This window comes from Nitrospinaceae bacterium, assembly GCA_018669005.1.
Taxonomy (GTDB): domain Bacteria; phylum UBA8248; class UBA8248; order UBA8248; family UBA8248; genus UBA8248.
In genome coordinates this window covers 1-26,599 of record JABJAL010000055.1, presented here as the reverse complement: position 1 = coordinate 26,599, position 26,599 = coordinate 1, and the positions used below count along the sequence as shown (strand labels likewise).

The 26,599-nt window shown below is 55.9% G+C and carries 27 protein-coding genes and 1 pseudogene; 20 read left to right on the top strand and 8 right to left on the bottom strand.

Annotated features, from left to right (window positions below; translation table 11 throughout):
- Positions 1–6: 6 nt before the first annotated feature.
- Positions 7–1,119, bottom strand: coding sequence for a hypothetical protein (locus HOJ95_07245; GenBank protein MBT6394483.1), 1,113 nt, complete (start codon positions 1,117–1,119; stop codon positions 7–9).
- On the opposite strand from HOJ95_07245, the gene HOJ95_07240 reads away from it, so the two are divergent.
- A complete protein-coding gene (locus HOJ95_07240) occupies positions 1,100–1,270 on the top strand; it encodes a hypothetical protein (GenBank protein MBT6394482.1) in 171 nt (56 codons plus the stop codon). The two genes, HOJ95_07245 and HOJ95_07240, sit on opposite strands and share 20 nt — an antisense overlap.
- A 453-nt stretch (positions 1,271–1,723) precedes the next feature.
- Here the strand turns inward: HOJ95_07240 and HOJ95_07235 are convergent, their stop codons facing one another.
- Positions 1,724–3,001, bottom strand: coding sequence for a tetratricopeptide repeat protein (locus HOJ95_07235; protein ID MBT6394481.1), 1,278 nt, complete (start codon positions 2,999–3,001; stop codon positions 1,724–1,726).
- 422 nt (positions 3,002–3,423) lie between these two features.
- Here HOJ95_07235 and HOJ95_07230 point away from each other — a divergent pair, with 422 nt between their 5' ends.
- From HOJ95_07230 to HOJ95_07180, 11 genes are all read left to right on the top strand, one after another.
- A complete protein-coding gene (locus HOJ95_07230; protein MBT6394480.1) occupies positions 3,424–5,469 on the top strand; it encodes a hypothetical protein in 2,046 nt (681 codons plus the stop codon).
- A gap of 134 nt (positions 5,470–5,603) precedes the next feature.
- Positions 5,604–6,452 (top strand): DUF547 domain-containing protein, encoded by an 849-nt coding sequence (locus tag HOJ95_07225; GenBank protein ID MBT6394479.1) that lies wholly within the window; start codon positions 5,604–5,606, stop codon positions 6,450–6,452.
- 151 nt (positions 6,453–6,603) lie between these two features.
- Complete coding sequence (locus tag HOJ95_07220; protein MBT6394478.1) at positions 6,604–7,281, top strand: succinate dehydrogenase cytochrome b subunit; 678 nt, start codon at positions 6,604–6,606, stop codon at positions 7,279–7,281.
- Between the two features lie 19 nt (positions 7,282–7,300).
- Complete coding sequence (locus tag HOJ95_07215; GenBank protein ID MBT6394477.1) at positions 7,301–9,208, top strand: fumarate reductase/succinate dehydrogenase flavoprotein subunit; 1,908 nt, start codon at positions 7,301–7,303, stop codon at positions 9,206–9,208.
- A complete protein-coding gene (locus HOJ95_07210) occupies positions 9,208–9,957 on the top strand; it encodes a succinate dehydrogenase/fumarate reductase iron-sulfur subunit (protein ID MBT6394476.1) in 750 nt (249 codons plus the stop codon). Before HOJ95_07215 ends, HOJ95_07210 begins: the two co-directional genes overlap by 1 nt.
- The gene (locus HOJ95_07205) at positions 9,957–10,142 is read left to right on the top strand and encodes a hypothetical protein (protein ID MBT6394475.1); all 186 of its coding nucleotides are present in this window, start codon (positions 9,957–9,959) and stop codon (positions 10,140–10,142) included. Before HOJ95_07210 ends, HOJ95_07205 begins: the two co-directional genes overlap by 1 nt.
- Before the next feature lie 18 nt (positions 10,143–10,160).
- Entirely contained in the window at positions 10,161–10,373 is a 213-nt protein-coding gene (locus HOJ95_07200) for a hypothetical protein (GenBank protein ID MBT6394474.1), read from the top strand.
- A 13-nt stretch (positions 10,374–10,386) separates the two neighbouring features.
- Positions 10,387–10,557: a hypothetical protein gene (locus HOJ95_07195; GenBank protein MBT6394473.1), complete on the top strand. Its 171-nt coding sequence runs from the start codon at positions 10,387–10,389 to the stop codon at positions 10,555–10,557.
- Positions 10,558–10,575: 18 nt separating this feature from the next.
- Positions 10,576–10,788 (top strand): thioredoxin family protein, encoded by a 213-nt coding sequence (locus HOJ95_07190; protein MBT6394472.1) that lies wholly within the window; start codon positions 10,576–10,578, stop codon positions 10,786–10,788.
- Positions 10,789–10,942: 154 nt separating this feature from the next.
- Positions 10,943–12,574 (top strand): CocE/NonD family hydrolase, encoded by a 1,632-nt coding sequence (locus HOJ95_07185; protein ID MBT6394471.1) that lies wholly within the window; start codon positions 10,943–10,945, stop codon positions 12,572–12,574.
- A gap of 5 nt (positions 12,575–12,579) precedes the next feature.
- Complete coding sequence (locus HOJ95_07180) at positions 12,580–13,017, top strand: hypothetical protein (protein MBT6394470.1); 438 nt, start codon at positions 12,580–12,582, stop codon at positions 13,015–13,017.
- A gap of 21 nt (positions 13,018–13,038) precedes the next feature.
- Here HOJ95_07180 and HOJ95_07175 read toward each other — a convergent pair whose 3' ends face one another.
- From HOJ95_07175 to HOJ95_07165, 3 genes are read right to left on the bottom strand one after another with little or no spacing between them, the layout of a single operon-like run.
- On the bottom strand, positions 13,039–13,764 hold the full coding sequence (locus tag HOJ95_07175; protein ID MBT6394469.1) for an SOS response-associated peptidase: 726 nt from the start codon (positions 13,762–13,764) through the stop codon (positions 13,039–13,041).
- A 4-nt stretch (positions 13,765–13,768) separates the two neighbouring features.
- Positions 13,769–14,815 (bottom strand): hypothetical protein, encoded by a 1,047-nt coding sequence (locus HOJ95_07170; GenBank protein MBT6394468.1) that lies wholly within the window; start codon positions 14,813–14,815, stop codon positions 13,769–13,771.
- Between the two features lie 43 nt (positions 14,816–14,858).
- Entirely contained in the window at positions 14,859–16,550 is a 1,692-nt protein-coding gene (locus HOJ95_07165) for a dihydroxy-acid dehydratase (GenBank protein MBT6394467.1), read from the bottom strand.
- 248 nt (positions 16,551–16,798) lie between these two features.
- Here HOJ95_07165 and HOJ95_07160 point away from each other — a divergent pair, with 248 nt between their 5' ends.
- Positions 16,799–17,365 carry a PEGA domain-containing protein gene (locus HOJ95_07160; protein ID MBT6394466.1) on the top strand — a complete coding sequence of 189 codons (567 nt, stop codon included), beginning with the start codon at positions 16,799–16,801 and terminating at the stop codon, positions 17,363–17,365.
- 63 nt (positions 17,366–17,428) lie between these two features.
- On the opposite strand, the gene HOJ95_07155 is transcribed toward HOJ95_07160, so the two are convergent.
- On the bottom strand, positions 17,429–17,851 hold the full coding sequence (locus HOJ95_07155) for a RidA family protein (GenBank protein ID MBT6394465.1): 423 nt from the start codon (positions 17,849–17,851) through the stop codon (positions 17,429–17,431).
- A 492-nt stretch (positions 17,852–18,343) separates the two neighbouring features.
- On the opposite strand from HOJ95_07155, the pseudogene HOJ95_07150 reads away from it, so the two are divergent.
- Positions 18,344–18,529 (top strand): annotated as a pseudogene (locus tag HOJ95_07150) (hypothetical protein).
- An 8-nt stretch (positions 18,530–18,537) separates the two neighbouring features.
- On the opposite strand, the gene HOJ95_07145 reads toward HOJ95_07150, so the two are convergent.
- Positions 18,538–19,329, bottom strand: a complete 792-nt coding sequence (locus HOJ95_07145) for a sugar phosphate isomerase/epimerase (protein MBT6394464.1) — start codon at positions 19,327–19,329, stop codon at positions 18,538–18,540.
- A 140-nt stretch (positions 19,330–19,469) separates the two neighbouring features.
- Between HOJ95_07145 and HOJ95_07140 the strand changes: the two genes are divergently transcribed.
- The 6 genes from HOJ95_07140 to HOJ95_07115 all read left to right on the top strand — a co-directional run bounded on the left by HOJ95_07140 (position 19,470) and on the right by HOJ95_07115 (position 23,842).
- Positions 19,470–19,988: an NAD(P)H-dependent oxidoreductase gene (locus HOJ95_07140; GenBank protein ID MBT6394463.1), complete on the top strand. Its 519-nt coding sequence runs from the start codon at positions 19,470–19,472 to the stop codon at positions 19,986–19,988.
- Positions 19,989–20,042: 54 nt separating this feature from the next.
- Entirely contained in the window at positions 20,043–20,447 is a 405-nt protein-coding gene (locus tag HOJ95_07135; GenBank protein MBT6394462.1) for a carboxymuconolactone decarboxylase family protein, read from the top strand.
- Between the two features lie 41 nt (positions 20,448–20,488).
- The gene (locus tag HOJ95_07130; GenBank protein MBT6394461.1) at positions 20,489–21,253 is read left to right on the top strand and encodes an alpha/beta hydrolase; all 765 of its coding nucleotides are present in this window, start codon (positions 20,489–20,491) and stop codon (positions 21,251–21,253) included.
- 146 nt (positions 21,254–21,399) lie between these two features.
- Positions 21,400–21,969 carry a TetR/AcrR family transcriptional regulator gene (locus tag HOJ95_07125; GenBank protein MBT6394460.1) on the top strand — a complete coding sequence of 190 codons (570 nt, stop codon included), beginning with the start codon at positions 21,400–21,402 and terminating at the stop codon, positions 21,967–21,969.
- A 53-nt stretch (positions 21,970–22,022) separates the two neighbouring features.
- Positions 22,023–23,024, top strand: coding sequence for a hypothetical protein (locus HOJ95_07120; GenBank protein MBT6394459.1), 1,002 nt, complete (start codon positions 22,023–22,025; stop codon positions 23,022–23,024).
- A gap of 20 nt (positions 23,025–23,044) precedes the next feature.
- Entirely contained in the window at positions 23,045–23,842 is a 798-nt protein-coding gene (locus tag HOJ95_07115; protein ID MBT6394458.1) for a hypothetical protein, read from the top strand.
- Between the two features lie 104 nt (positions 23,843–23,946).
- On the opposite strand, the gene HOJ95_07110 is transcribed toward HOJ95_07115, so the two are convergent.
- Entirely contained in the window at positions 23,947–26,523 is a 2,577-nt protein-coding gene (locus HOJ95_07110) for a TRAP transporter fused permease subunit (GenBank protein MBT6394457.1), read from the bottom strand.
- Between the last annotated feature and the right edge of the window lie 76 nt (positions 26,524–26,599).

Genomic DNA, 26,599 nt, shown 5'->3' with positions numbered 1-26,599 from the left:
CCTCTTTTAAAACCCAGTCTCTCGAAAAGGAGTCTTGCGATGGCCGATCGAATCCGAAAAGTGGACTACTACGCCCTCAAGTGCCCCAATAAACCCGGCGCCGGGGCCGAGATGCTCGCCATCTTCAAAAAAGAGCGCGTCAGCTTCGCCGCTACTAGCAAGCGCGCCAATAGCGCTCGCGTGCATGTTGAAGCTCCTGTATTCCTCAAAAACCTTAAACACGGCGCCCACGGCCTCGGGGCTCCCGATTTTGACAAGACTGCTCGCGGCGGCATCGCGCACGATTCGCTCCTTGCGCCGGAATACCTCAGTGAGCGGCCCCACAGCCCGCTCGCTCCCGAGGAGGCCGAGCACCTCGGCGGCATTGACACGGAGGCTGGTGTCTAATTCACTGTCCTTCAAAACGCCCGCCAGCGAATCGACAACAGGGGCAATCGCGGCGGGGTCGGGTTTTTGCTCGGGTGCAAGCTCTTTAAGTTTTTCGAGGTCTTTTTTGAGATTCTCTAAATCCTCGGGCGTGTTCGATGGATGCCAGTTACCCAGCTTGTCCTCGATTGCGGCGAGAAGCGCCCCGGCATCGGTGTTGCTCTCAGGCCTGCTCTCGGGAACAGAGGCGCTCGCCGTTGCGGGCTCGCTACTTAAAGAGGAGACCGTGATTTTGGCAGCGCCATCACTAAGAGGAGAGCCAGCGTTTTGTCGGTCAGGCGATGTCCCGGCGATTCGCGAGAGAATGAAAATTTTTGAAAGCCGGGGACGGCTGGTTAGTTTGCCCGTCGTTTTTTTGGCCGAGTAGGAGTAGGTGGCATTGTATCTGTCCTTGAAAAGTTTTTTGAGGGCCGCTTCAAGGGGTTTGTTTTCAATCTGGAACCTGATTTCTTCATCGAGCAGTTTTTTGCTCAATACCTTGATTGAAATAGAAGTCTTCTTGGAAATTCGCCGAACCAAATCGCCAAGAGGGATGAAGTTCGCCCGGATGGAGAGAAGGTCGCGCGAGGCGTCGTAGGCGACGCTGGCTGTTTCGAGGGGCGATATTTTTGCTTTGTCGGTATTGCCTGATTTCAGGAGGGCAGAATTTTTGCCGGGCGGAGATGAAACGCTCTTGAGCGTTGAGCCCGGCACTTCAGCAGCGAATACCGCCGAAGTGGAAAAAATTGTGACAAATATAAAAATACATAAATATGCGCAAAATTCTTTACGCAAGCTTGAACTATTTGAGTTTGTATTGCTAATTCTTGGCGGCATTTCATATTCCATCGGTAGCGAGAAGTAAAATTCACATACCGATAAAGACAGGGCGAATACATGTAAATTACTTTAATTTCATTAATTATACCTCTAAGTGTGATTTGAGACAAGAAAATAATAGCTAATTCAATCACTTTCCCCAAAAAAGATAAGAATTGGTATTTGAAATATTATTATGGGAAATTAAGGATTCGGATGATAGATGAATGCGGCGAGCTGAATAAAAATCAGGGCATCATGAAAATATTTGAAATGTAATGACTTATGTTGTTTTTGTGTGCTTTGCCCGCTCCTTGCTCGCCCGAGGGACCTTGATTAAAGCCTCAAATATGGTTTTTTTGAAAAGTTGGGTTTTTAAGCAATAAAAGCTGGTAGATGGGTTTGGTGTATCTTCTTCCACTTATTTTCAATGAGTTTTGAACATTTATGACGGGAATTGCTCGTTTTGCGTGACTCCTGTCCAGGCGGGGGGGGGCTCTTAGCTAGCTAGGCGGGTGGCCAAGGGGGCGCTGTTCGGATTTGGAAAGATATCCAGCGAAGATGAGGTTTCAATAACTTCATGCAGGGCAGGGCCGCCTATTTTGTCTTCGAGCATCTTGAGGAGCCCTCTGGCGTCCTTGAAGTTCTCGTCAATTAGCAACGCCTTTTGGAGTGTGGTGGCCGAGGAAGTGTAATTTCCAAGCTCCGCCAGCGCGAGCGCAATGTTGTAGAGGATGACAGTGTCCTCGGGCGCGATATCAAGGGCTTTTGTGTAGCTGTTCAAGGATTTCTGGAATTGTTTCTGTCGTCTGAAGGTCATCCCCAGCCGGTTGTAGTAATGGATGTTTTCGGGATCGCCCTTGAGGGCGTCGGTGAACGCCTCCTCGGCCAAATCGGTGTAGCCAGCCGAGAGGTAGAACTCGGCGGCGGCGGCGCTGTCAACGGCTTGATGCTCTGGCGAGCCGTACTCCCTCCGGGTTCCCTGGACGGCGCGTTTGACGGCGAGCCTCGCACCCTCGATGTCCCCGGTATCGAGCAGCGCCTTGGCAAGGGCGAACTGGCGCTCTGTGCTACGGGGGCTGATGCTCACCGCTTTTCGGAAATACTGGCAGGCAAGTTCAGTCTTGTTTTGCTTTAGCAGTAGTTGCCCGATGCTGCTGTGTGGCTTGGCATAGTTCCTGTCCAGTTTGATTGATGCCTCGTAGCACATCCGCGCCTCGGGGTCGTTGCCCATGTCCTCGAAAAGGGTGCCCGAGTCATTCCAAATGCGCGAGGAGCGACTTCCTTTATGAAGGGCGGTTTTTAGTTCTATCCTCGCATCGTCATAATCTTTGACGTCCAAAAATGCGGCGGCGCGGTAGAGGTGGACGAAGGATTTAATAGATGCCCTGTGAATTTTCATGGTTGACGCAATTTCATCTTCCATCGCTTTGGGCGAGATGGGCTTGAATACATAGCCGCTCACATCGAGATCTTTGCCCACGGCATAGTCTGCTTTTTCCATCTGACCGTAGCCGCACATGAGCATGAAGGGCAGGTAGGTCGTGAGACTCATGTTGCGAACGTCGCGGAGAAAATCAAATCCTTCGAAGTTTTCCGTCATGAGGTCGCACAGGATGAAATCGACGGGCAGATTCAGGAGGGCTTCCATCGCCGTCTCTCTGCTGTCGGCGCTGTGGACGAATTCAAGTCCTGTGGCGTGTAGCATGTTGGTAAGCCGTGTCCTCGATAAGGGACGATCGGTAACTATGAGTGTTCTTGCTGATGGATCTATCATGGTATTTCAATTCCCCTGTTCGGCTTCTGTGACATGACGAGGCCCCCTGCCGCGTCATGTCAATTTTCCCGGTCCTCGTTGCGTTGTCTGAAAGGCTTTTTAGTAAATAAATCTCTGATGAAAGCTGCTTAATAAATATAGCAAGGGTGTCAATCGCTTTAATGAAAATACGTGCGTGTTGTCCAAATAGGTCAACGTGGAAAATGTGAAGTTCGCCACACTTTTGCTTCAAAAGGGGGCGGGCTGGGTCACATTTTGGGAGAATTCGAGGGTGAGTAGGGGGAAAGGGCGGGTTTCAGGTCCTTGAGCGCCTCAATTTTTTTTAATTGTCGCGAATTATCTGGGCGGCTGGCTCTTGGAGCGTAATTTACGCCATGATGGACATCTTAAAAGGCACCTTGAAACAACACGATGGAGGATAAATGGTAGTGAGTTTGATTATGAAAAGGGCGGGGCTTGGTCTGCTGGCGGCGCCCCTGATTTTTTGGCGCCTTGATCCGGCCGGGGTGTTGGATCGGGCTGGGTGGCTCTGGATGCTCCATGCGCTCCATCTTTTGATGGCGGGGGGAGTGGCGCTTTTATTGGTGGTGATTGGCCGCTGGGCACTTGGGCGAGCGGAATTAATTCCCGAGGATAGGCTTGAGAGGTTATTGCTTTCTGCATGCACGGGATTTCTGCTCTTTTCTGCCGTTGTATATGTGGTGGCCGAGGCGGGCTGGCTCCACCCGCTTCAGGTTTTGGCGCTTGCTGTGGCTGCGGCGCTATGGGCTTTTATGAAAGACGATGAGCCGACCGCTTTAGGGGCGACCCCGGCGCGTATCCGAGAGGAGGGGCAGGCGGGCGAGCCGGCGAAGGTGGCGGCGAGAGTGTTGGGAGGCGTCCTCTCTCTTATTTTTCTTGGCGCTTTGATCGAGGCGCTCTATCCCTCACCCCAGTCCCCGGATGCGCTGGCCTACAATGTTGCCTTCGCGCGCATGTTCGCTTCGGCGGGCGATGTCGTCTCTATACCTGAGAGCCCGTTTTTTTTCGCCACCACGGGTTACTGGGAGTTTCTTCTGACGGCTGTGGCGCTTTTCACCCCGTCGGATGTGTCGCTTTTCACCTTGGCGCAGCTTCTTCATGTAATTTTAGGGTTGGGCGGCACGGCGCTCGGAATCGTCTGCCTCACACGCAGGCTCTTGCCCCTTGGCGAAAGAGAGGCCTTGGCGCTCGGTCTTTTCGCCGCCCTGTTATTTGCCGGGATGCGGATTGATGTTTATCACGTCAGGCGTTTTCCGCTTCTCATCGTCGCACCTAAATCCGATCTTTTCATCGCCACGCTTCAGATGGGCGGGGCGCTCGCGTTTTTAGAGGCGATGCGTCTTTGGGGTGATGTGGGTCGGCGCTGGGCGCTTTTGGGCGGCTTGATCATCGGCGCAGCCTCGGGCGTCAAGCTAACCTCGGGCCTGGCCGCCATCGGCCTTGGGGCAGGTTTCATGTTTATCCCTCTCGTGCCGCTCGGGATGAAAGATCGCCTCCGGCTGGCGGGCTGGGTCGCCGCCGGTATCGCCGTGGGGCTTGCCCCCATGTTGGCGAAAAATCTTATTGAGTTGGGCAATCCACTCTACCCATTGCTGGCCTCATTTTTCGGAAAACTTGAGAATCCGCGCTACTTTGATTTTGCGGTTCAGGGCTATCGGGATGCTCAGGCGAGCCGCCTCGATACTGGTGCTCGCATGCTTTTGTTGGCGCTTCCCTCGGCCCCGTTTTTTTTCATTTTCGGGGCTCTCTGGCCGCGGCTTGCACCGAGAGGGGTGTATCCCCTCCTCATTGCCATCGCCACTTCGGTGGCTGTTGCGACAGTGGTTTTTTCAGGCAAATTCCCATCGCGTTATGCGCTTTTCATCTCGGCGCTCTCGGCCGTATGTGCCGCCGCAATAGCGGGGGGGCTCATCGCCCGCATTTTAAATAAAGAGGGGGTTGGCCGCCTTCTCACGCATCGGGCGGCGGTGCCTGTGGCATGGAGCCTCCTTGTGGCGCTGGCGGTGATTCCCACGCACCTGGACAATCGTCTCAAACGCGCATTCAGGACGGTGTCCCGATCGCCTGGCCTTGAGGCGCGGATGCTCGCCATGAACCCGACAGCGCGATTTCAGGCTGGCTGGCCGGGTCGCCTGCCTCCTGATGCTAGGCCGATAACGTTCTATCGCTCAGAGCGTCTCACTGCCTCGACGCTGGGCTGGCGACCACACGTCTTGATCGAGGCGCCGCCCTTGATGAAGTTCTTTCTTGGGGGGCCAAGTGGCGCCGAGGCAGAAAAAGAGCTTTTAAAAAGGAGGTTTACTCACTTTTACTTTGAATCGTCTCCCCCCTCGCTGCCGGGATTTCCTATAGATACAGGCCCGTTGACAAAACACCTGGAGGAGCGAGAGCCACTCTGGCGCTCTGAGGGGCTAGTGATTTACACCCTCGGCCCGTCGGTGCAATGACATCGTGGGGAATAGGGTGGCGCAACCGGTGTTTGATGTACTGGGTAGCCGATAGGCTGGTCGGCTGAGGGACCGGCCGGTATGAATTGGGAAGCGGAGATTGCGCTTTGGGCATGAATATCTTGTTCCGCAAAATGACGCTCGCCTTATTATTCCTGTTGGCGCTTCATTTAGGCGCCGCCCCTGTGCGGGCTGCCGCGCCCAAGGCTGATCTTTGGTCCCGCTGGCAGATGAATGACCCGAGCTCTCAAATCCGTATCGATCATTCCCCCTGGGCTGATTTTCTTAAAAAATTCCTTATAGCGGGCAAAGATGGGATAACCCGCGTGGCCTACGCGAAGGTCAAGGGCGAGAGTCGCCGCCGTCTTGATGCCTACATTGGTGAGCTTTCCGCCGCGCCTGTCAGCCGCCTCCGCCGGGCCGAGCAGTTCGCCTACTGGGTGAATCTCTATAATGCCCTCACCATAAAAGTGATTCTCGATCACTATCCGGTCGCATCAATTCTGCGGATAAACATTTCGCCTGGCTGGTTCGCTTTCGGGCCCTGGGATAAAAAACTCATCGTCATCGAAGGCGAGAAGGTCAGCCTGAACGATATTGAGCACCGTATTCTCAGGCCCATTTGGCGCGACCCGCGAATTCACTACGCAGTGAACTGCGCCTCGGTGGGTTGCCCCAATGTTGCACCGATTCCTTGGGAGGCAGAGCGTCTAGAGGCCATGTTAGATAAGGCGGCAAGGGACTACATCAACCACCCGCGCGGGGCGCATTTTGGCCGTTGGGGGTTGATAGTTTCGAGCATATTCGAATGGTACGCAGTCGATTTTGGCGGTAGCGATGCGGCTGTTATTCAACATTTGAGGAAATTCGCCTCGCAGGCGTTGGCCGAGCACCTTGAGCGGGCAGAGGAGATTTTCAACCATGAGTACAACTGGGCGTTAAACGATGCCCCCTCTGAGGCTATTTCGGGCAAGGCAAATTGATATATAATATATGCCCGCCGGTAGCGATAAGCCCTATCGATGCCCCGAAACGCCTGATACGGTTGACCTTTGAGCGCAATTGCCCTTACATTTGCGCGAGTTATATCTTCTGATTTTTTCATCATAGGGCCGAATGGCCCGGGAGTCGTAAATGAATCAAAACTCTCACTGGTACCTGACCTCCATCGGCGCCAAGCTGGTGATGGCAGCGACTGGGGTGCTCCTGTTCGGGTTCCTCGTGGGTCATCTGACGGGCAATTTGCTTATGTTCGCCGGCCCCGACGCCATGAACACCTACGCGCACTGGTTAAAAGAACGGGGAGGGCTCCTTTGGGGCGCCCGGCTGGGTCTTCTCGTTGTCTTCGCCGTTCATATCGCCTCGGCGATAAGGGTCAACCGGCAGAATCGTGCCGCCCGGCCTGTGGCATATGCCGTATCGAGCTTTATGGCGACGAGCTACGCCGCGCGGACGATACTCGTCAGCGGCATTATCATCCTGGCGTTCGTCGTCTACCACCTGCTCCATTACACGCTGGGCGTGACGAACCCCGAGTATCTTCGTATGTTCGACGTCAAAGGCAGGCCCGATGTTTACGGGATGGTGGTTAGTGGATTTTCAAACCCCACCGTCACGGGTGCCTACATCGTCGCCATGCTCTTGCTGGCCTCTCATTTGAGTCACGGGCTTACCAGCTTGTTTCAAACATTTGGCTTGTACGGCCCAAAGTTCAGACCCTTTTCAACGAAGCTGGGCCCGGTGGTGGCTATTTTGATTTTTATCGGGTTCGTATCTATTCCGCTCGCCGTTCTGTCAGGCAGACTCCACTAACCCTGAGGAGACACACCGCATGAAACTGGACGCGAAAATCCCCTCGGGGCCCATGGCCGGGAAATGGGAAAAACGCAAATTTGAGGGCAAGCTAGTCAACCCCTCAAACAAGAGAAAGTACAACATCATCGTCGTCGGCTCGGGACTTGCCGGAGGCGGTGGGGCGGCCTCGCTCGCAGAGCTAGGCTACAACGTCGATTGTTTCTGTTTTCAGGACAGCTCCCGGCGCGCACACTCCATCGCTGCACAGGGAGGCATCAACGCCGCCAAGAATTATCAGAACGACGGCGACAGCGTACACCGCCTCTTCTATGACACCGTAAAGGGAGGTGACTTTCGCTCGCGCGAGGCAAACGTCCATCGCCTCGCCGAGGTGAGCAACGCCATCATCGACCAGAGTGTGGCCATGGGCGTGCCCTTTGCCAGAGAGTATGGCGGCACACTGGACAACCGCTCGTTCGGCGGCGCGCAAGTGTCTCGCACTTTCTATGCACGGGGCCAGACCGGTCAGCAACTTCTTCTCGGCGTCTACTCGGCGCTAAGTCGCCAGATCGGCAACGGGCAGGTGACTATGCACCCGCGCACAGAGATGCTCGACCTCGTTTTGGTGGACGGACATGCCAAGGGCATTGTCACCCGAGACCTCGTTACCGGTAAGATCGAGACCTGGGCGGCGGACGCCGTGATTCTGGCGACCGGCGGCTATGGTCCCGTCTTCTATCTCTCGACGAATGCCGTGGGCAACAATGTTACGGCGGCGTGGCGAGCGCACAAAAAAGGCGCGCTATTCGCCAACCCGTGCTACACGCAGATTCACCCCACATGTATTCCGGTCAGCGGCGACCATCAGTCGAAGCTTACCCTCATGAGTGAATCGCTTAGGAACGACGGGCGCATCTGGGTTCCCAAGAAACAGGGCGACACTCGCTCGCCGAGCGATATCCCCGATGCCGAGCGTGATTATTACCTTGAGCGTATGTACCCGAGTTTTGGCAACCTGGCGCCGCGCGATATTTCCTCGCGTGCTGCCAAGCGTGCTTGCGATGAGGGGCGAGGCATCGGCCCCGGCGCCCTGGGTGTCTATCTCGATTTCAGGGACGCCATCGACAGGCTGGGGCTCACCACCATTCAGCAGCGCTACGGCAACCTCTTTGATATGTACGAGCGCATCACGGGCGAGAATGCCTACCAGTTGCCCATGCGGATTTACCCGGCCATTCATTACACGATGGGTGGTCTGTGGGTGGACTATGATTTGATGAGCAACGTGCCGGGCCTCTATGTTCTGGGTGAGGCGAACTTTTCGGACCACGGGGCGAACCGACTTGGCGCGAGCGCGCTTATGCAGGGTCTGGCGGATGGCTACTTTGTCATTCCCACGACCATCTCCGAGTATCTCGCCGGCCAGGCGCCGGGCGAGGTGGGTACCGACCATGAGGCATTCCGGGAGGCCACCGGCGAGGTTGATGAAAAGATAAAGAAAATCCTTGCCGTAGATGGGCGGCGTACGGCCAACTCCTTCCACCGCGAGCTTGGTCACATCATGTGGGATAAATGCGGTATGGCGCGAAACGAGGAGGGTCTCAAGTCAGCGCTCGACATGATACCCGCCCTTCGTGAGGAGTTTTGGCAGAACGTCAAGGTGACGGGAACGGGCGATGACCTGAACAAGGAGCTTGAGAGGGCGGGTCGGGTCGCTGATTTTCTTGAATTTGGCGAATTGCTCGTCACAGACGCGCTCCACCGGGAGGAATCTTGTGGCGGCCACTTCCGCGAGGAGCATCAGTCCGAGGAGGGCGAGGCCAAGCGTGATGATGAGAATTTCTCCTATGTTGGTGCATGGGAATATACTGGTGGCGCGCCGGTTCTACATAAGGAAGAACTCGAATTCGAGGAAGTCCATCTCGCAGTGAGGAGCTACAAATAATGCATTTAACCCTGCGTATATGGAGACAGAACGATAGCCGCGACAAGGGCAAATTTGAAACCTATGAGATGAAGGATGTCAGCCCTGACATGTCGTTTCTTGAGATGCTTGATGTGTTAAGCGACAGCCTTGTTGAGAAGGGCGAGGAGTCCATCGCCTTTGACAGCGATTGCCGCGAGGGCATTTGTGGAATGTGCTCGCTCACCATCGACGGTGTCCCGCACGGCCCTGATCAGGGCGGCACCGTCTGCCAGCTTCACATGCGGCGCTACAAGGATGGCGACACGATCACGATAGAGCCCTGGCGGGCGACGCCGTTCCCGGTTTTAAAGGATCTGGCCGTGGACCGCTCCTCCTTCGATCGAATCATTCAGGCTGGCGGCTATATCACCGCCAACATGGGGAGCGCCGTGGACGCCAACGCAATCCTGGTACCCAAGGAGGCTGCTGATACGGCGATGGACGCGGCCTCCTGCATCGGTTGCGGCGCCTGCGCGGCCTCGTGCCCAAACGGCTCGGCCATGCTTTTTGTTGCGGCAAAAGTCTCCCAGCTTGCGCATCTACCCCAGGGCGAGGCCGAGCGCACCCAGCGGGTGCTCAGCATGGTGGGCCAAATGGATGACGAGGGTTTTGGAAATTGCACCAATCATGCTGAATGTGAGGCGGTTTGCCCCAAGGAAATTAGCGTGAGCCATATTGCGAAAATGAATCGGGAGTTCATACGAGCCGCTTTAAAGGGAGCTGTTTAATGCAGAGAAGTTTTCGTCTCGTATCGGCGATTTTCTCATATATGATTTTTGCCGTCCTGCTCCTTGTGATGATGACACCCTCCCCGGCGCAAGCCGTCGGCTGGACGCCCTACACGCGCGCCTCGTTTCTTGAGGCGCAGGCGGCGGGCAAGACGGTCATCGTCGGTGTGCACGCCGACTGGTGAAGCACATGCCGGAGGCAGTTGCCTCTGACCACGAAGATACTCAAAGATAAGGCTTTTAAAGACGCCATCGCCTTTCAGGTGGATTTCGACAGCCAGAAGCGTTTTCTCCAAGAGCACCGCGTCAGGTGGCAGTCGACGCTCATGGTTTTTAAGGGCAAAAAAGAAAAAGGGCGCTCTACCGGCGACCTCAATAAAGATTCCATCCGCAAGATGTTCATAAAAGGCCTTTAGGGCAGGGAAGCGGATGATAAAGCCTTTTTTCGCCGCCGTGTTTTTATCGGCCCTGCTCGCCGCTGCATTATTGATGCCCCCTGTGGTTTTTGCCGAGGGGCTTCGCTCCTACGATAAGGAGGCGTTCAAGCTCTCTCAGAAATCTGGCAAGACGATCTTTGTCGGCGTTTATGCCAATTGGTGATGGCAATGCACGAGGCAGTTGTCTCTTCTGAAAAACATCCTCAAAGAAGATAAATACAAGGACGCGGTTGCCTATCATGTCGATTTCGACAACGGCAGGGAATTTAAGGGTGCCCACCATGTCCGGGCGCGTACGACGTTGGTCGTCTTTAAGGGCGATAAAGAAATCGGTCGATCGATCGGCGATCTCAACGAGGCATCGGTCCGCAAGTTGCTCTTAAAGGGCCTTTAGTTCTGGCTCGACCCTCCAATACACTAGCGCTATTTCTATAAATTCTCTCTAAGCATTCCCTGCCGGGGGTGGTGTTCAACTCCTATCAGAGTGATAATATCCGGTATCCAATACCAGAGATATTTAGCCCGGAATTTATAGGAGAAGACCTGCCATGGCACTTGCCCCGAAGTATGTGAATCCAGAGAGCATTCGAACAGCTTACCCTTCGGCTTGGCCTCAGTATCCCTATAATACAGCGCCCAAAACGCCCGAGCAGAGCGAGGTGCGATATTCGATATATTCTGAACTCTCAAAACGCCTCACCGTAAGGGACGGTGTCGAGCTGGCCTACGATGTATTTCGCCCCTTTGCGCCGGGGGAAAAATTTCCGGCCCTCCTTTCATGGTCGCCCTATACGCGCCAGCTTCAGCAGACACCCTCTCCCCTCGGGCAGAACGAGGCGGGCCTCACCGAGTTCTGGGTGCCTCGCGGCTACGGGCAGGTCATCGCCGATGTGCGCGGCTCAAATGACTCGACCGGCGCCTGGGACCACTGGGGCCCCAAAGAGCAAAAGGATCTGGCCGAGATGATCGAGTACATCGCCGGGCTGCCCTGGTGCAACGGCAAGGTGGGGATGGTGGGCTGCTCCTATTTCGGTATGAGTCAGCTTCTTGGCGCCGAGCAGCAGCCCGAAGGGCTCACCGCTATTTTTCCCTACGATGCGATGACCGACCTCTACCGCGATGCCTACTACCACGGCGGCATCTATTCGGCCTGGGGGCGATTTTGGTTTAGCAGCCTGATGTTCCTCAACCATACGGGCGGGCGCGTAGCCGATCTGTCGGGCTTCAACTATCACTTCAACCGGATTCTAAGCGGGCAGGACCCGCTCGATAGTGAGTACTTCCAGGAGCGCTCCTCGGCCCGCAACCTCCATAAAGTAGAGATCCCCACCTACTTTGGCTGCGACTGGAAATTCTTTGGGCTCCACTTAAGGGGCGCGTTCATGGGCTGGGAGGGTATCCCCGAGTCGACGCCCAAGAAGATGCTCATTGGCCCCGAGTCGAAGCCGAGGCGTCCTTTTGCCCTTTATCACGGCGAGGCGCTGCGCTGGTACGACCATTATTTGAAAGGCATGGACTCAGGCGTTTGGGACGGCTCGCCCATTAATATTTATATCGAGGGCGAGGACACCTGGCGAGGCGAGAACGAATGGCCGCTGGCCCGGACGGAGTGGCAAAAACTCTATTTCTCGGGGAATGATGAACTCACCGAAAACCCCGGTTCCTCGGGCGAGGCGCGCTACACAATGGACCCGGGCACCCAGGCGACCCGGCTTGGTGAGCCCAAGCTCGTCTTCAGGACAGAGGCCTTCTCCTCGCCTGTCGAATACACGGGACCAATGGCCATGTATCTCACAGCCACATCGGATGTCGACAACACCGATTGGTTTGTCTTCATTAAGGACGAGGCGCCGGATGGCTCGATGCGCCTCCTCTCGCGCGGGATGCTTCGTGCCCAACACAGGGAACTTGATTCGGCAAAGAGCCAGCCCTGGCGACCCTGGCACCCGCACACGGCCCTCGCCCCCGTCTCCCCCGGCGAGGCGACCGAGTATGTCATCGAAATTATTCCGACCTGCAATCTGTTCCTGGAGGGCCACAGGCTCCGGGTCGAGATTTCATCGTGCGATCCTGACACCGATTTGATTTACACCCACGAGCCGCTGCCGCGAGTCGTCACCAATACCGTGCACACCGGGCAGGGTGGTTCCTATCTTCTGGCGCCGCATATTCCGAGGTAGCTTGATTGGACTTTATCTCCTCTCCTGAGCCTGTTCGGATAACGAAAAGGTGGAGAAGCATCCACAACAACCCGCCGGCGCCGGGGAGATTTTATCTTGTCGTTTTCTTTGATCGCTTTGAGCCACAATATCGCTTCACGGGCCTTACCCTCTGGACGGGGGAGGGGTGGACGGAGCCGATTTCTGATCTCGATCTCGAGAAAAATCTATTTTTCGAGGTTACGCACTGGGTTGAAATCGATGTGGCCGCCCTGGGTGTGCAAGCAGCCTCGGACACCAGTGGGCTCAAATTAAGTAACGATTATCTGGTGTTTTTCATGCGCGGGGAGAGGGAATATCCTTCCGTCGCTGTGTGGGACGGGCTCTGGCTCGACCACACGGGGGGCAGCCTTGCCTGCGATGTTACCCGGTGGCACCCCATCGATATTCCGTATTTGCCCTGATCTTCTCTGTGCGTGAACCGCTCAGGCGGGGGGGGAGAAAAGATCGGGCTGTGCCGCCTCGGTATCGGGAGGGGGCTCATCTGAGATGGGTGCAATACATGAAGTGTCGTCCGCCGCAGGGCTGTTGACTCGGCGATCAACCGGATGGGTCTTCATCTCCTCGGCCGGATAGGGACGAAGGAGGGGCGCCACAGTCTTGGGCTTTTCATTGGCCGGATCCATCCATGCGTCAAAATCATTAGGTGCGATGATAACGGGCATGCGCTGGTGAACTTTCCCCACGACCTCGTTGGGCGTTGTGGTGAGGATGGTGCATGTCTCAAGTTCCGAGCCATCCTCGCCGCACCAAAGCTCCCATAGACCGGCCATGGCGAAGGGGCGCTCGTCCCTCATTTGGAAATAAAATGGCTGCTTGGCCGAGCCCACTTTTGCCCACTCATAGAAACCGCTTGCCGGAATCAGGCATCGCCTGCGCTTCATTGCGGCGCGAAACGAGGGTTTTTCTGCCGCTGTTTCCGAGCGGGCGTTGATCATGCGCGCGCCAATGGCGGGGTCTTTCGACCAGGAGGGAATTAGGCCCCATTGAAAAAGGGCGAGCTCTCGCGCCTCGCTTTTAGGCGCGTGGATTGCGGCAACGGGCTGGCTAGGTGCGATATTGAATCTCAGGGGAAATTCCCCCTCGATATCGAGACCGAACAAGCTCTCGAGCATCGCCTTCGGGACTGCCAGCGTGAAGCGCCCACACATGGTTTTAGTCCGTCTTCCATTCGACGCCGTTGACGATATTCTCGGGCGGCTTGCCATCGATGACACGCAGGACGTTCCCCATCCAGGATTCAAGCTCGCTCACCAGCGTTTCATCGTCGCCCCCAGCGACGTGCGGCGTGGGGATGAGTCCCGGCGCGCCCAGAAGGGGATGGTCGGTCGGGATGGGTTCGGAATCGAATACATCGAGCCCGGCGCCAGCGAGGTGGCCGTCCTCAAGAGCGGCGCGGAGGGCTTCTTGATCGACAAGAGGGCCCCGGCCGATGTTAATCACATAGGAGCCACTCGGCATGGCGCGAATGGCATCCTCGCCGATGATGTGGCGAGTTTGGTCGTTTAGCCCCACACAGGGGTAGATGACATCAGAGTTTCGAAACAGGTCGTCCTGGCTCGTAGGCGAGGCGCCGCACCGACGATCAATCCACTCGGCGAGCGGCGAGCGGTTCCAGTAGCGCACCTCCATGCCAAAGGACTTTGCGCGTACAGCGAACTCGCGTGCAATCTCGCCCATTCCGAGGATGCCCAGACGCATCCCTTTCACGGGGCGCACTCCTTGCACCTGCGCCCAGTTGTAGGCGCTGCCATCCGGACGGGTGGGTGAGGGGGGTCTTCCGGTTCCTTCTCTTGACGCTTTAATGGCGGCAGGAATGTTCCTCACCATTTGCAGGAGCAGGGCCATCGAATGGTCAGCCACCGAATTAACGATGGGCCTGTCACAAAAAGACACCGCGACGCCGGCTGCCGCCGCCGCATCGAGGTCCACCTTCTCTCCGTAGAGCGTGGCCACATTAATCAGGCGAAGATTCTTTGCCCGCTCCAGTAAGCCCTCGGGGAGTGGTGCATTTTTCGTGAGAAAAAACTCGGCCCCCTCGGCAGCAGCCATAATTTTTTCCGGGTTCGGCTCCATGACGAACTCTACGCGCTCGGATGAGGCAATGGCGTCGATTCGGCTTTGATGCTCCTGTGAGATGGGGCGCCCTCTCGTCGAGCCGAGTGAGGGATGGTAGGCAACAACTGCGCGTGGGATGGCCACGATAAATTCCTCCTGGAAATGTGATGTCAGGTACGTACGACGATTATGTTTTTTTTAGAAAATCGAAATCGCACCCCTCGGGCGCTTGAAGTACATGGTCGAGAAATAATTTCTTGTAGCCTCGCGTCCAGGCATGTGGGGGCGGGTGCCATTCAGAGCGGCGGCGAGCAAGTTCATCCTCTGCTACGAGGAGGTCGAGCCGCCGATTAGGCACGTCGAGGCAAATTTCATCGCCGTCGCGCACGAGGGCGAGCGGCCCTCCGACAGCCGCCTCTGGGGTTACGTGAAGGATGGTGGTGCCGCCTGCCGTTCCGCTCATGCGGGCGTCCGAGATGCGCACAATGTCGCGCACTCCCTGCTCAAGTAATTTTTTGGGGATTGGCAAGAAGCCTGCCTCGGGAAATCCCGGCCCACCAACGGGGCCTGTGTTCTGGAGCACAAAAACGCTGTCCGCCGTTGCGCCGAGATCCGGATCGTCGATGCGGTTGATCATGTCCTCTTGCGAGCTGAAGACAACGGCCCTACCCGTGTGAGTGAGCTTGTCGGGCGAGGCGGCCGACACCTTGAGGACCGCGCCCTCTGGGGCGAGGCTGCCAGAGAGGATGACGAGTCCGCCCTCGGGGGCGATGGGGTTCTCTCTGGGATGAATGACCTCCTGCCAAGGCTGCGCGCCTTTTACGCCCGCAAGGTTCTCTGTCACGGTTTTTCCCGTGATGGTCATTGCGCCACCGTTGAGCAGGGGCTCAAGCTCTTTCATCACGGCGGCAATCCCACCCGCCGCCGCGAGGTCTTCCATCAAAAAGTTTCCGCCCGAGGGTCGCACACCGGTGATGTGCGGGGTCGTGCGCGATAGCTCATCGAATAGCGAAAGGGGCAACTCGATTCCAAGCCTGCCCGCAATAGCGGGCAGGTGGACCACTGCGTTTGTCGAGCCGCCCACTGCCATGAGGACACGGATGGCGTTCTCGAACGCCTCGCGGGTCATAATTTTATCGGGGGTAAGTCCTTCTTCGACCATCTCGACGATGCGTCGCCCGCTTTCCTCGGCGAGCCTGAGGCGCTTTGAATTCGGAGCAGGAATGGCTGCAAGGCCGGGGAGCATCATCCCCAGTGCCTCGGTGATGGAGGCCATCGTGCTCGCCGTTCCCATCACCATGCAGTGGCCAGCCGAGGGGAAAAGCTCGCCCTGAACCTGATCGAGCGTCTCGGTATCTATCGCGCCACCCCGGAATTCGTTCCACATGCCCCGGCAGTCAGAGCAGGCGCCGAGCTTTTTGTCCTCGAAACGGCCCCCGATCATCGGGCCCGCGGTGACAGAAAGGGCTGGGACTCCGGCGCTCGCCGCTCCCATGAGTTGGGCGGGTAGCGTCTTGTCGCAACCACCGAGCAGCACCACACCATCAAGCGGTTGGCCGCCGATCATCTCCTCGGTATCCATCGAGAGAAGATTGCGGTAGAGCATGGCGGTGGGCGAGAGGTAAATCTCGCCGAGTGAGATGGTGGGAAATTCGAGAGGCACCCCGCCCTGCTGCCAGACGCCGCGTTTTACTGCCTCGGCTATCTCGCGCAGGTTGCGGTGACACGGGTTTAGCTCACTCCAGGTTTGCGCGATTCCGATGATGGGGCGCTCCAGGTCTTTTTCGGTCAGCCCGAAGCCCCTGGCGTAGGCCCCTCGGATAAAGGCGCTAAAGTCTGGATCGCCATAATTGGTGAGGCCTTTTCGGTAGCCCTGCATATTATGTTTCTCTCTTTTTTCACTAATAGGAACGAAAAACGCCACTTGAAGGAGCCAGGGCCTTCAAGGCACGCACTTTTCCAAAGGATGTGAGGATTTTCGCCGATGTTCCGACTATGGGCAAGCGGGCTCGAATCCCTGGGCGGCTTTGCAGGGGAGGGTAAATTCGGTAGATTTCGCTGGCACATGGAATTTGTGAGGTGCTAATCCGCTTTTAATTCGAGGCAGGGCTAGATTGGATGCGAAATATGAAGAATGACTATCGCTGGCTTGGGCACATTGCTAGGCGCGCTCTTGGTCTGGCGGCATGTCTTATGATCGTTCTCGGAGTCTCAGGCTGCGGCAAAGGGAAATTGCTCGATCTCAATCAGGGGTCGGGGACCTTGACCGTCACATCCGAGCCCCAGGGAGCGGTGATTAGATTCGACGGCTCGAACCGAGGATGGACCTACACTCAAAAACCCGTCGTTGTTAAGGGTGTTTCATACGCCTGGCACACCGTCAAAGCCTCGCTCCCGGGATACGTCCCGAGGATCGATGAGATGGATTTCGGTAGCAGCCAAGTTGCGCTTCGCATGGTGCTATCAAAGGATACCTTTGGTCGGCTCACCATTGTTGTTGAGCCCTCGGGTGCGGAGGTATTCGTTGACAGCCGTTTCTATGGCACGGCCTCACCCGTAAAGAAAATTGATGGGCTCGCATTTGGCGAGCACACCGTCTGGATCCGCAAAAAAGGATATAGGGCCGAGCGGAAAAGCATCGTCGTAGAGCGGCAGACGCACCGTGCCTACCACCTCAAGATGCAGCCCGAATGATAGACGGCGGGGCTTCGTTGTTTTGCCCTCGTTTTTTCTCACCTCATAGGCACATCACACGCTTTAATCGATAACCGCCACGGCATTAATCTCGATCTTGCACCTCGGGTCAGTTGCGAGTCGATTGACTTCGACGGTCGTTGTGGCGGGGCGATGGCTTCCAAAATACTCGCGCCGAACGCGGCCTGCGGCCTGATCCGAGGCGTCGGTGAGAAAAACCGTGGCCGAGACGACATCCTCAAAAGTAGCGCCTACCGATTCAAGGCTTTTCTTTAAATTCTCGAGCGCCGCCCTCGTCTGGCTCTCCATGTCCTTGGGCAGGGTGTCGAATTCCTCGGCCCTATGGGGGTGATGGTGGTAAGGCGGAGCGGCAGTGACGCCCGCAAAGTAGACGGTGGTGCCGCCAGTCACTCGAACGGCCGGGGTGTAGGGTGTAAAGACGTCCGGGCGCCCCGGCCAGTCAACGTAATCGACTTGCTTGGTCATAATATTCTCCTGTGTAAGGGTTGGCGTGGATTTGGCTAGTAAATATAAAAGGGAAGTATTTACCGAATTTCGATTCGCTCGGTAAGTGAGAATTTGTGCTGTGCCGCCAAGGCTGAAGTGGTATCAGGCATCTTGCCGGCGCAAATGGCCCACGATAAATTTTTTTATATAAGATTTGATGAATTAAGAAAGAATATCATGGTTGCCCCGGAGGCGCATCCAGGAGTGATGGGGGACACTGATAGACGAAAAAAAGGTTTCCTTTCCTGCTGTAATGGGTGATATTGGCGTCGTTTGGTTTTGGTATGTTCCATATTTCATTCAAGGAGAATTTTCATGATTAGATGGATAGGTGTCTGGCTCGTTGTCCTGGCTTTTGCTCTTTCGGGTACTATTCCCGCTTTCGCGGCTGGCAGAGGCAAGGGAAATCCTCCTGGTTGGAGCAAGGGCGAGAAAAAAGGTTGGAAGGGCGAGAGCGAGCCCCCCGGTTTTTCCAAGCGTGGCGAAAAATCAAAAAAAGACGACGATGATGATGACGAGAAGGGGAAGAAGGGGAAGAAGGGGAAGAAGAATAAAGATAAAAAATCAAAGAGAGGCAAAAAAGAAAAAGACGACGACGATGATGAAAAAAAAGAAAAGAAAGATAAAAAGAAAAAAAAGAGGGGCCGAAAGAAATAGTCGATTTCTTAGCGCATGGGTTCAGCCCGCAATCGTCTGAACTCGGTGAGATTTTCCTCGGCTGACGCCATTTCGCGACCCGAAGTATAGCTCTCGATGGCGCAGATGCCGCCGAAGAAATTTGAGATTTCCAGCTGCGGAGCCCCAAGGTCATATATGCCCTCGGTGAGGGGAACATGAACCCGCTCCTTGGTCGAGCCACTGATGTGGATGTGAAAGATTTGCGGTTCATTTTCGTTTAATTCGATGGGCACCCGGCTTGAGAGTAGGTGGGCCAGGTCCACCGTGATACCAAAGACAGGATTATTCACCTTGCGGGCGATGTCTGCCGCCGTAGGAATATCCGTCATAAACTCGCCGGTGCGCACTTCCATCACCTCAAGTGCGACGCGCACTCCCAGCCTGCCCGCCGCCTCGGCAAGCTCGCCCGCGTAGTCCGTCATTTCGGGAATAAAAGTTTCGGCCTTATCGTGCGAGCCTGAAAACGCGCCAGGGTGAAGGTTTACGAGCTCGGCCCCCATGCGCGCGGCGTCCTCAAGGCTCTTCATGTACTGCTCCCTCGATTCGCGGCGGATGCCCCGGTTCAGCGAGGTGACATTTATGTCGCGGCTTGGCCCGTGGATCGACAGAAGCAGATTCTTGTCCCTAATGGAATTTTCCAGCGCTGCCATGTCCTCACCCGACTCCCACAAAAGCTCGGACCAAATTTCGACGGCGTCATACCCCATGTGCTCGGCGGCCTCGGCTAGCGCTGTGGGCGAAAACGTTCTGAGGGTTGTGGATGACAATTCGGTTTTCATGGAAGTCCTTGCGGGCGTTTGGCGTGGTGCGACCATGCCCCCTGATTCGTGTTATAGATCGGATACGTGTTCTCTAATTACATTGCCATTATACCTACAAGGCTGGCCGGGTTGAACCGCACCTGGTCCGGGGAGGAAGCATGTCGAGAATTGTTGTCATAAGTGGTAGCCGCCGGGAGGCTAACAACACGGACAAGGCGCTTGCCATAGCGCTAGATGAGCTAAAAGGCGCCGCCGAGGTTGAAGTTGTACGGGTGGGCGAATGGAATTTCCCACTGCCGGGTGACGGGAGTGCGCCGGATGACGGGGAGCGACTGAGGGATTTGGTGCTGTCCTCGGACGCTCTTCTTTTCGCCACCCCTGAGTACCATGGCAGCATATCGAGCACCATGAAACTTATCATCGACAACCTGGGTTTTCCCTCTACCCTCGAAGGGAAGAGTGTCGCCATCCTCGGCGTGGCCATGGGCCCCAGTGCGGACAATGCCCTAGACCATTTGCGCCACATACTTACTCACATCGGGGCGAGTGTTTTGCCAACAGAGGCTTCGATTGGCGGAATTCACAAGAAATTTGACGAAAACGGGAATTGCACCGACGAGGAAGTTGAGGCCGCCCTTCGTTTCCTAGCGCGAGGTCTTCTCGATCATCTGAAGTAATTTTTTTGTCTGAATTCGAGTATTTTTCTCGATAATTTTAAAAGGAGGTGTGTTGTGGAGCGGAGCGAACTTTATGAGAAGGGTGCAGCAATTCGCCGTCAGATGGTGGGCGATAATCCCATGATGGAAGAGCGGCTTTCGATGATCGAAAATCTTGACCCCGAAATGCTCCGCTACATTAACGAGTTCTCCTATGGAACGATTTACGCCAGGCCGCGTTTTAGCGTAAAGCAGCGCCAGCTTCTCGCGCTGATGGCGAACATTGTGCTGGATCGCGCCGAGGTGCGCCCCCATATTCGCAATGCGCTGAATCTTGGGTGGGAGAAGGAGGACGTTATGGAGGTCATCGCCACCTCGGTTGTCTATGGAGGCTTTCCGGTGGCGGCAAGTGCCCTCAAATTGGCCGACGAGGTGTTCCGCGAGTGGGACGCTGAGCAAGAAGAAGGCCAAGCAGATTAATGTGGGGCCGATGACTGCCCCGAGGAACGAAGAGAAAAGTGATGGAATTTATCGAGTTGGCCGGTCGAGCAAGCGGCGGCGGTCGCATCGCCTATGAAAAATTCAGTGGAAATGGGCCGGGTGTTGTTTTCCTGGGGGGATTTCACTCGGACATGAGCGGGACCAAGGCCTCGGCGCTGGCAGCGTACTGCTTCGCAGCGGGACGGCGCTTCATTCGCTTTGACTACACTGGGCATGGAATCTCATCGGGCGCCTTTGAGGAGGGAACAATCGGTGAGTGGGCCGAGGATGCCGTGGCTGTGCTCGACGAAGTGGCCGAGGGGCCCCAGGTACTTGTGGGCTCAAGCATGGGAGGCTGGATCATGTGCCTTGCCGCTCTGGCGCGCCCCGAGCGGGTGTGCGGTCTGGTTGGCGTGGCAGCCGCGCCTGATTTCACAGAAGATCTCATTTGGGAGGCGCTGCCCGAGGGTGCGCGGCGCGAGATTGCAGAGAAAGGAAGCTTGACCCGCCCCTCTGAGTACGACGAGGCGGGCTATCCCATCACGATGAAACTTATCGAGGAGGGAAGACGCCACCTTCTCCTGCGTGCGCCTATCGACATTAAATGCCCGGTTCGGCTCATTCATGGCGTTGAAGATGAATCCGTTCCATGGGAAGTGTCTCGAAAACTCATGGGCATGCTTGAGAGTGAGGACGTGTCGCTCAACCTCATCAAGGGTGGCGACCACCGTCTCTCAGAGCCCGCCGATATTGAGCGGCTTATCGGGACGGTCGAGATGCTATGTGTGGAATTAAAAGAGGGTTGAAGACCTGCAGGATGGCAGCTCATAGTCATATCTTATTGAATTAATGTCTTTTATCTTAATCTTATCAAGATCGAAAAAATACTTGACGAGAGTGGGCCTCAATCTTATATTAGTGAATAAATGTTCACTCATTAAAGGCGAGGCTCATGCGAGACGGAACAAAAACCAAAGAGAAAATCGAAAGGATCGCCCTTCGCCTCTTTGTTGAGAAGGGAATTGCTGAGGCCACCATCCGCGACATTTCCTCGGCCGCCGGCATCGCTGAAGGGACTATGTACCGTCACTACGCCAGCAAAGAAGAACTGGCAAGAAGTCTTTTTTCGAAAAATTTTGCGAGTTTTTCCCGGGAGTTCGACCGCTTCCAGAAGGAGCTGAGTGGAACCAGAAAAAAAATTGAAGCGATGGTCCGGCACTTTTGTGCCTTTTTTGACAAGGACCCGATTCTCTTCAGCTATCTTTTTCTTCACGCTCGTCATACTCAGGCTTCGTTCGTGGAGCCCAAGGACCCTCATGCGTTGAATATCCTTGTGAAGGTCATTGCGGATGGGATGGCAGGAGGGGAAATTCCCGAGCGGAATCCACATCTGGTGGCTTCGATGGTGGCGGGCGTTGTTCTCCAGGTGGCGACCGCCAGAGTGTACGGGGAGATTAATGAGAGTTTAGTGGAGTTGTCTGATGTATTAGTCGTGACCGCTTGGAAGGTGGTGAAGGGCTAGAATTTTTTTGGACGTTAAGTGAGTGTTTGTTCACTTAAATGGAGGGATAAAAAATGAAATGGATGGGAATGGTGCTAGCGGGAGGGTTCGCCGTATCAATGGCCGTAGCCGCCGAGGCGCAGCCAACGAAGATTTACGAATCCCTTGCAGGTGGTGAGATCGGGAAGATTCATTTTGAAAGCACGAGTCCTTATGACTTCGGGCACATCCTCGACGGGAGCGGAAACGACCGTCGGGTAACGGTGTTCGGGGACCTCGAAATTCCTAAAGGGAAAAATGGAAAGGTCCCGGCCATGGTCTTCGTGCACGGAAGCGGAGGATGGCATCCCAACCACGAGCGCTACCTCCGGGAGTTTAATAGGAAGGGCATCGCCACCTTCAGGACCGACAGCTTCATACCGAGAGGGGTGGAATCCACCATCGGCGAGCAGGTCTCCGTCACCGAGGCGATGATGGTTTCGGACGCATTCCATGCGCTGAAGCTTTTAATGACCCATCCCCGGATCGACCCGGATCGGATTGGCATCATGGGAACGTCGAAGGGAGGGGGTGTTGCGCTCTTCACCGCATGGGAGCCCCTCCGTAAGGCTGGGTTGGGCGGAGCGGCGAAGTTCGCTTTGCACCTTCCGCTCTACCCGCCGTGCGGGATGTTCCGGCCGCTTACTTTTTCAGGGGCGCCGATACTGATCCTAGGCGGTGAGCTCGACAAATGGACCCCGACGGCACCGTGCGTCGAACTCATGGAGGCTCTGCGAGCAACAGGCTATGACGCGCAAATTACGGTCTACCCGGGTGCGCATCATGCCTTTGACAGCGACCAGCCTGTGCACCGTATCGAGCGGGCTTTCAACATCACGAAGTGCCGGTTCGAGGTTCAGCCGGACGGGATCACTGTTGAGAAGACCACGGGGATTCCCCTGGACTCTCTCGATAACCGCAGACTGGCTCTATCCAGATGTGCGACACGAGGGGTGCTGGCTGGCCAAAACCCTGCGGCCAGAGCAAAGACGATGATCGATGTCAAAAATTTTGTAGGCCGCGTATTCGGGCCTTAAGCGGTAGGGGGGATAGGAAAATGATTCTTAATATGACACGAGCGCTGTTGTTCCTGAGTGCAGCTTTATTTTTGGCTCCGCCTCAGGCGGAGGCGAACATGGCGATTCCATTGCTCTTTTGGTCGCTTCCCCTGATGGTGGTTGCCTTGATTCCGGTCATCGCCATCGAGTCGTATGTGCTCTGGGCGTTTCTGGGCACTTCAGCCGCCTATTCGATACTTGTGGTTGCCTCCGCCAACGTCGTCTCCAGCATTGTGGGAGTTCCCCTATCATGGATTTTGGTTTTGTCATTAGGGATCTTGCCGGGGATGACGTCGGCAATCGCTACGCTGATGAGTTATCCAAATCATTCCCTATTACGAATAACGGTCAGTATTTGTGCGCTGCTTTTCGTTTGTTTTTTCCTTTCCTGGTTTATCGAGGGATGGGTCGCAGGACTCTTTCTGGGCGAAATCAGCACCGAGCAACTGGATGCCGCGGTTTTTGCGGGAAACGCTGTTACGTACTCGGCGTTAGTGGCGTTTGTCGTGGGGTTTAGTTTTTTTTCATGGCTGGATGAGAGGAGTTCGGCTCCTTCTTCAATTGCGGGTTCTGAAATTCCACTCATTGCGGAAGAGCCTAAGAGCGAAGAGTGGAATGAGGCCAATGCACTCGAAAAGAGCGAGAAATTTCTTGCCGAAGAGAACGAGATTCAAGCACCATCTCTAGCAGTGTCAGAAGAGGTGAATGGTGCTCCTGAGTTGTTGGACGGCGACCGGAGCGACCAATCTCCGCGGGAGCGAGAACCTGCGGAGATTGTGATTGACGCTCTTTACTAGAAAATCGGTGGAAAGCGAGCAACAATTCAACGATGAGGGATTTCCCCGAGAGGGGGTATATCGTTCACTTAGAAGGGAACAAGAAATACTCACCCCTCGGTGGCTCACCCTTCGGCGGAAGCCTCGGCTCCTGCCCGCGCGGAGATGGCTTTGCCCGCCTCGCCGGTGAGGTACTGGCGGCCCGCGCCCAAGGCAAGAAGTAGCGTCCCGGTGATTTTCATCCATCCAACGTGGAAGAACAGCAGCGCTCCTGCGAAACCGAAGAGAACACGTTCGGGTATCGTGAGGTCCCGCCGCATATAGCCCTCAAGTGCCGCCGAGGTGCAGAAAAGACCCGTGAAGCCTGACACCCAGACCAATCCTATCTCCCACCAGGGGGTGCCCGGATTCATGAGTATCGGCGTGTAGGCCATGAGGAAGGGCATGATGTAGAGCACCTTCGCGAGTTTAAGGCCCGCAAATCCCGTTCGTATCGGATTCGCCCCCGCAAGTCCTGCCGAGATAAACGAGCCCAGGGCGAAGGGTGGGGTCAGCGCGGCGTCTAGACTCAACCAGACAATCATCAAATGAGCGTTGACGAGAGGAACGTTCAACTCCACCAGCGCCGGGACGGCGAGAATCGAGAGCAGCACATAACTCGCCGTGATCGTCATACCCATCCCGAGGACATAGCTCGCCAGCGCGCATAGTAAAATCGCCATCGGAAGCTCGGAGCCCACCCAGCCGAAAGTTTCCCGGAGTATCCCCGAATAGCCCACAACGAGGGATGAAAATTTAAGGCCAAGGCCAGGCAGTGCAACACCCGCCAAGACGGCGCCCATGACCCCGACCGTGGCCCCGATGATGAGCGAGTTGAGCGCCGCCTTCTCGAATGCATCCATCAGGCGAGGGGAGGCGAGCAGGCCCGTCACCACCAGCGCCCAGAAGAGAGATTCGCCCCCGCCGAAGCCAAAGGCGGGCAGGATGGCCCACAGGGCGGCCCCTGCGAGCAACATCCAGTTTCCCCCAAGGAGGCCCCTTGAGGATGTTTCCCAAACTTGATTGGCTTCACTTTCGCTTTCCTCGGCTTTTTCTTCCAGAAGTTTTTGTTTGTCGCTTGATGTACTCCAGTGCTCAAGCCCGAGCGGGCGGGCAAGCAGCGGCGGCAGGGCGATAAGGCGGGTGTCTTCCCGAAACATGCCCAGCACGAGCGCCAGGAGAATCGACCATAGTGCGGCGTCAAAGGGCGAGCGCCCGATGATGAGGCGGCAGATGAGCAGAACCACCGGGAGGAGTAGATAGCCGTCTTTTTTAAGGAGCGCCCCCAGAGCGGGAAGCTCTTCCTTGGGCAGGCCGTGAATCCCCATTCGCCCGGCCTGAAAATGAACCGACATATAGACCGAGAAGTAGTACATGAGAGCAGGTACGAGTGAGACGATCGCGATATAGCCGTAGTCGGTTTCAGTAAACGCGGCCACCAGAAAAACGGCCGAGCCCATGACCGGGGGCATGAGCTGGCCTCCGACCGAGGAGACCGTTTCGACGGCGGCGGCGTAGTGGGGACGAAAACCTGCGCGCTTCATCAGGGGGATCGTGAAGGTGCCCGTGATGACGATGTTGGCGGCGCCGCTTCCCACGACCGAGCCGACGAGGCCGCTAGATATGACCGATGCCTTGGCCGGCCCACCCCTTAGGCGACCCACCAGAGCGAATGCTAAATCAACAAATACATCGCCGACTTTCGTTTTTTCGAGAAAAACGCCGAAGGCGACGAAGAGAAAAACGTAGCTTGCATATACGTTGGCGATGAGACCGTAGATGCCCTCGTTTCCATAGATGAAGGCGAGGGTTTCGTTGACCGAAAAACCATTGTGGGCCAGCTTACCCGGAAAGTAGGGGCCCGTCAGATTATAGATAAAAAAGAAAATGGCCAGCGTGGGCAGCACCCAGCCCAGCACCCGGCGGCATAATTCGATAGTGGCTAAAAAACACATCGCCCCGAAGAGGACATCTGACCACTGAATCATGCCCGAGCGGTCGCCCCTGTCCTCGAAGTTGATCATGTACTCGAGGGTGTAGACGATCGTCACCACACAAAGAACGACATCAACCCACGAGGGGCGGTGGCGCGGGGAGTTTTTGCCTGCCGGGTAATGGAGGAACGCGAGGATAGAGGTGAAAAAGATATAAAAGGGCAGATAAACATGAAAGGCATAAAATCCTAGGCCCGGAAAGTGGAGGGTTTCCCACATGGTGGTAAAGGTTTCCTCTGAACCTTCACCAAAAATTGGTATGAGGACGAATGAGGCCAGCGGTTGAGCGAAGCCAAGGAGAAGATCGACCGGCGCGTTGCTGGCCGCCCCGTAGAGATAGAAAAACGAAAAAGCGATGGCGCCGAGGACAGCCGTGTTTTTAGGAAAAAGGCTAATGCCGGTGGCAAAAAGTAATATGCCTGCCGAAACGGCAAAATTCAGGACGGGGAAAGGAACTTTCAGCCACGCCATCCCTGCCTGATCGGGAACGAAGAGTTCATAGGTTCTGCCCCCCAGGGCGACTTGGTATATGACGTAGAGGGCCATCAGGCAGAGCCAGACGGGGATATTCTCCCGCTGGAAACCGGGCCGGATATCTCTTCGCTTGCCCATTTCGGGAGAGAGTAAGGTTTTGAACACCCCCTTGATGGCTTCCAATACTTTATTCATGAATTTCCTTTATCCCTGGAGGTGTCGTTCGGTGAAAGCTGATATATCGGGGACGGCAGGCGGCGCCGGAGGGGGG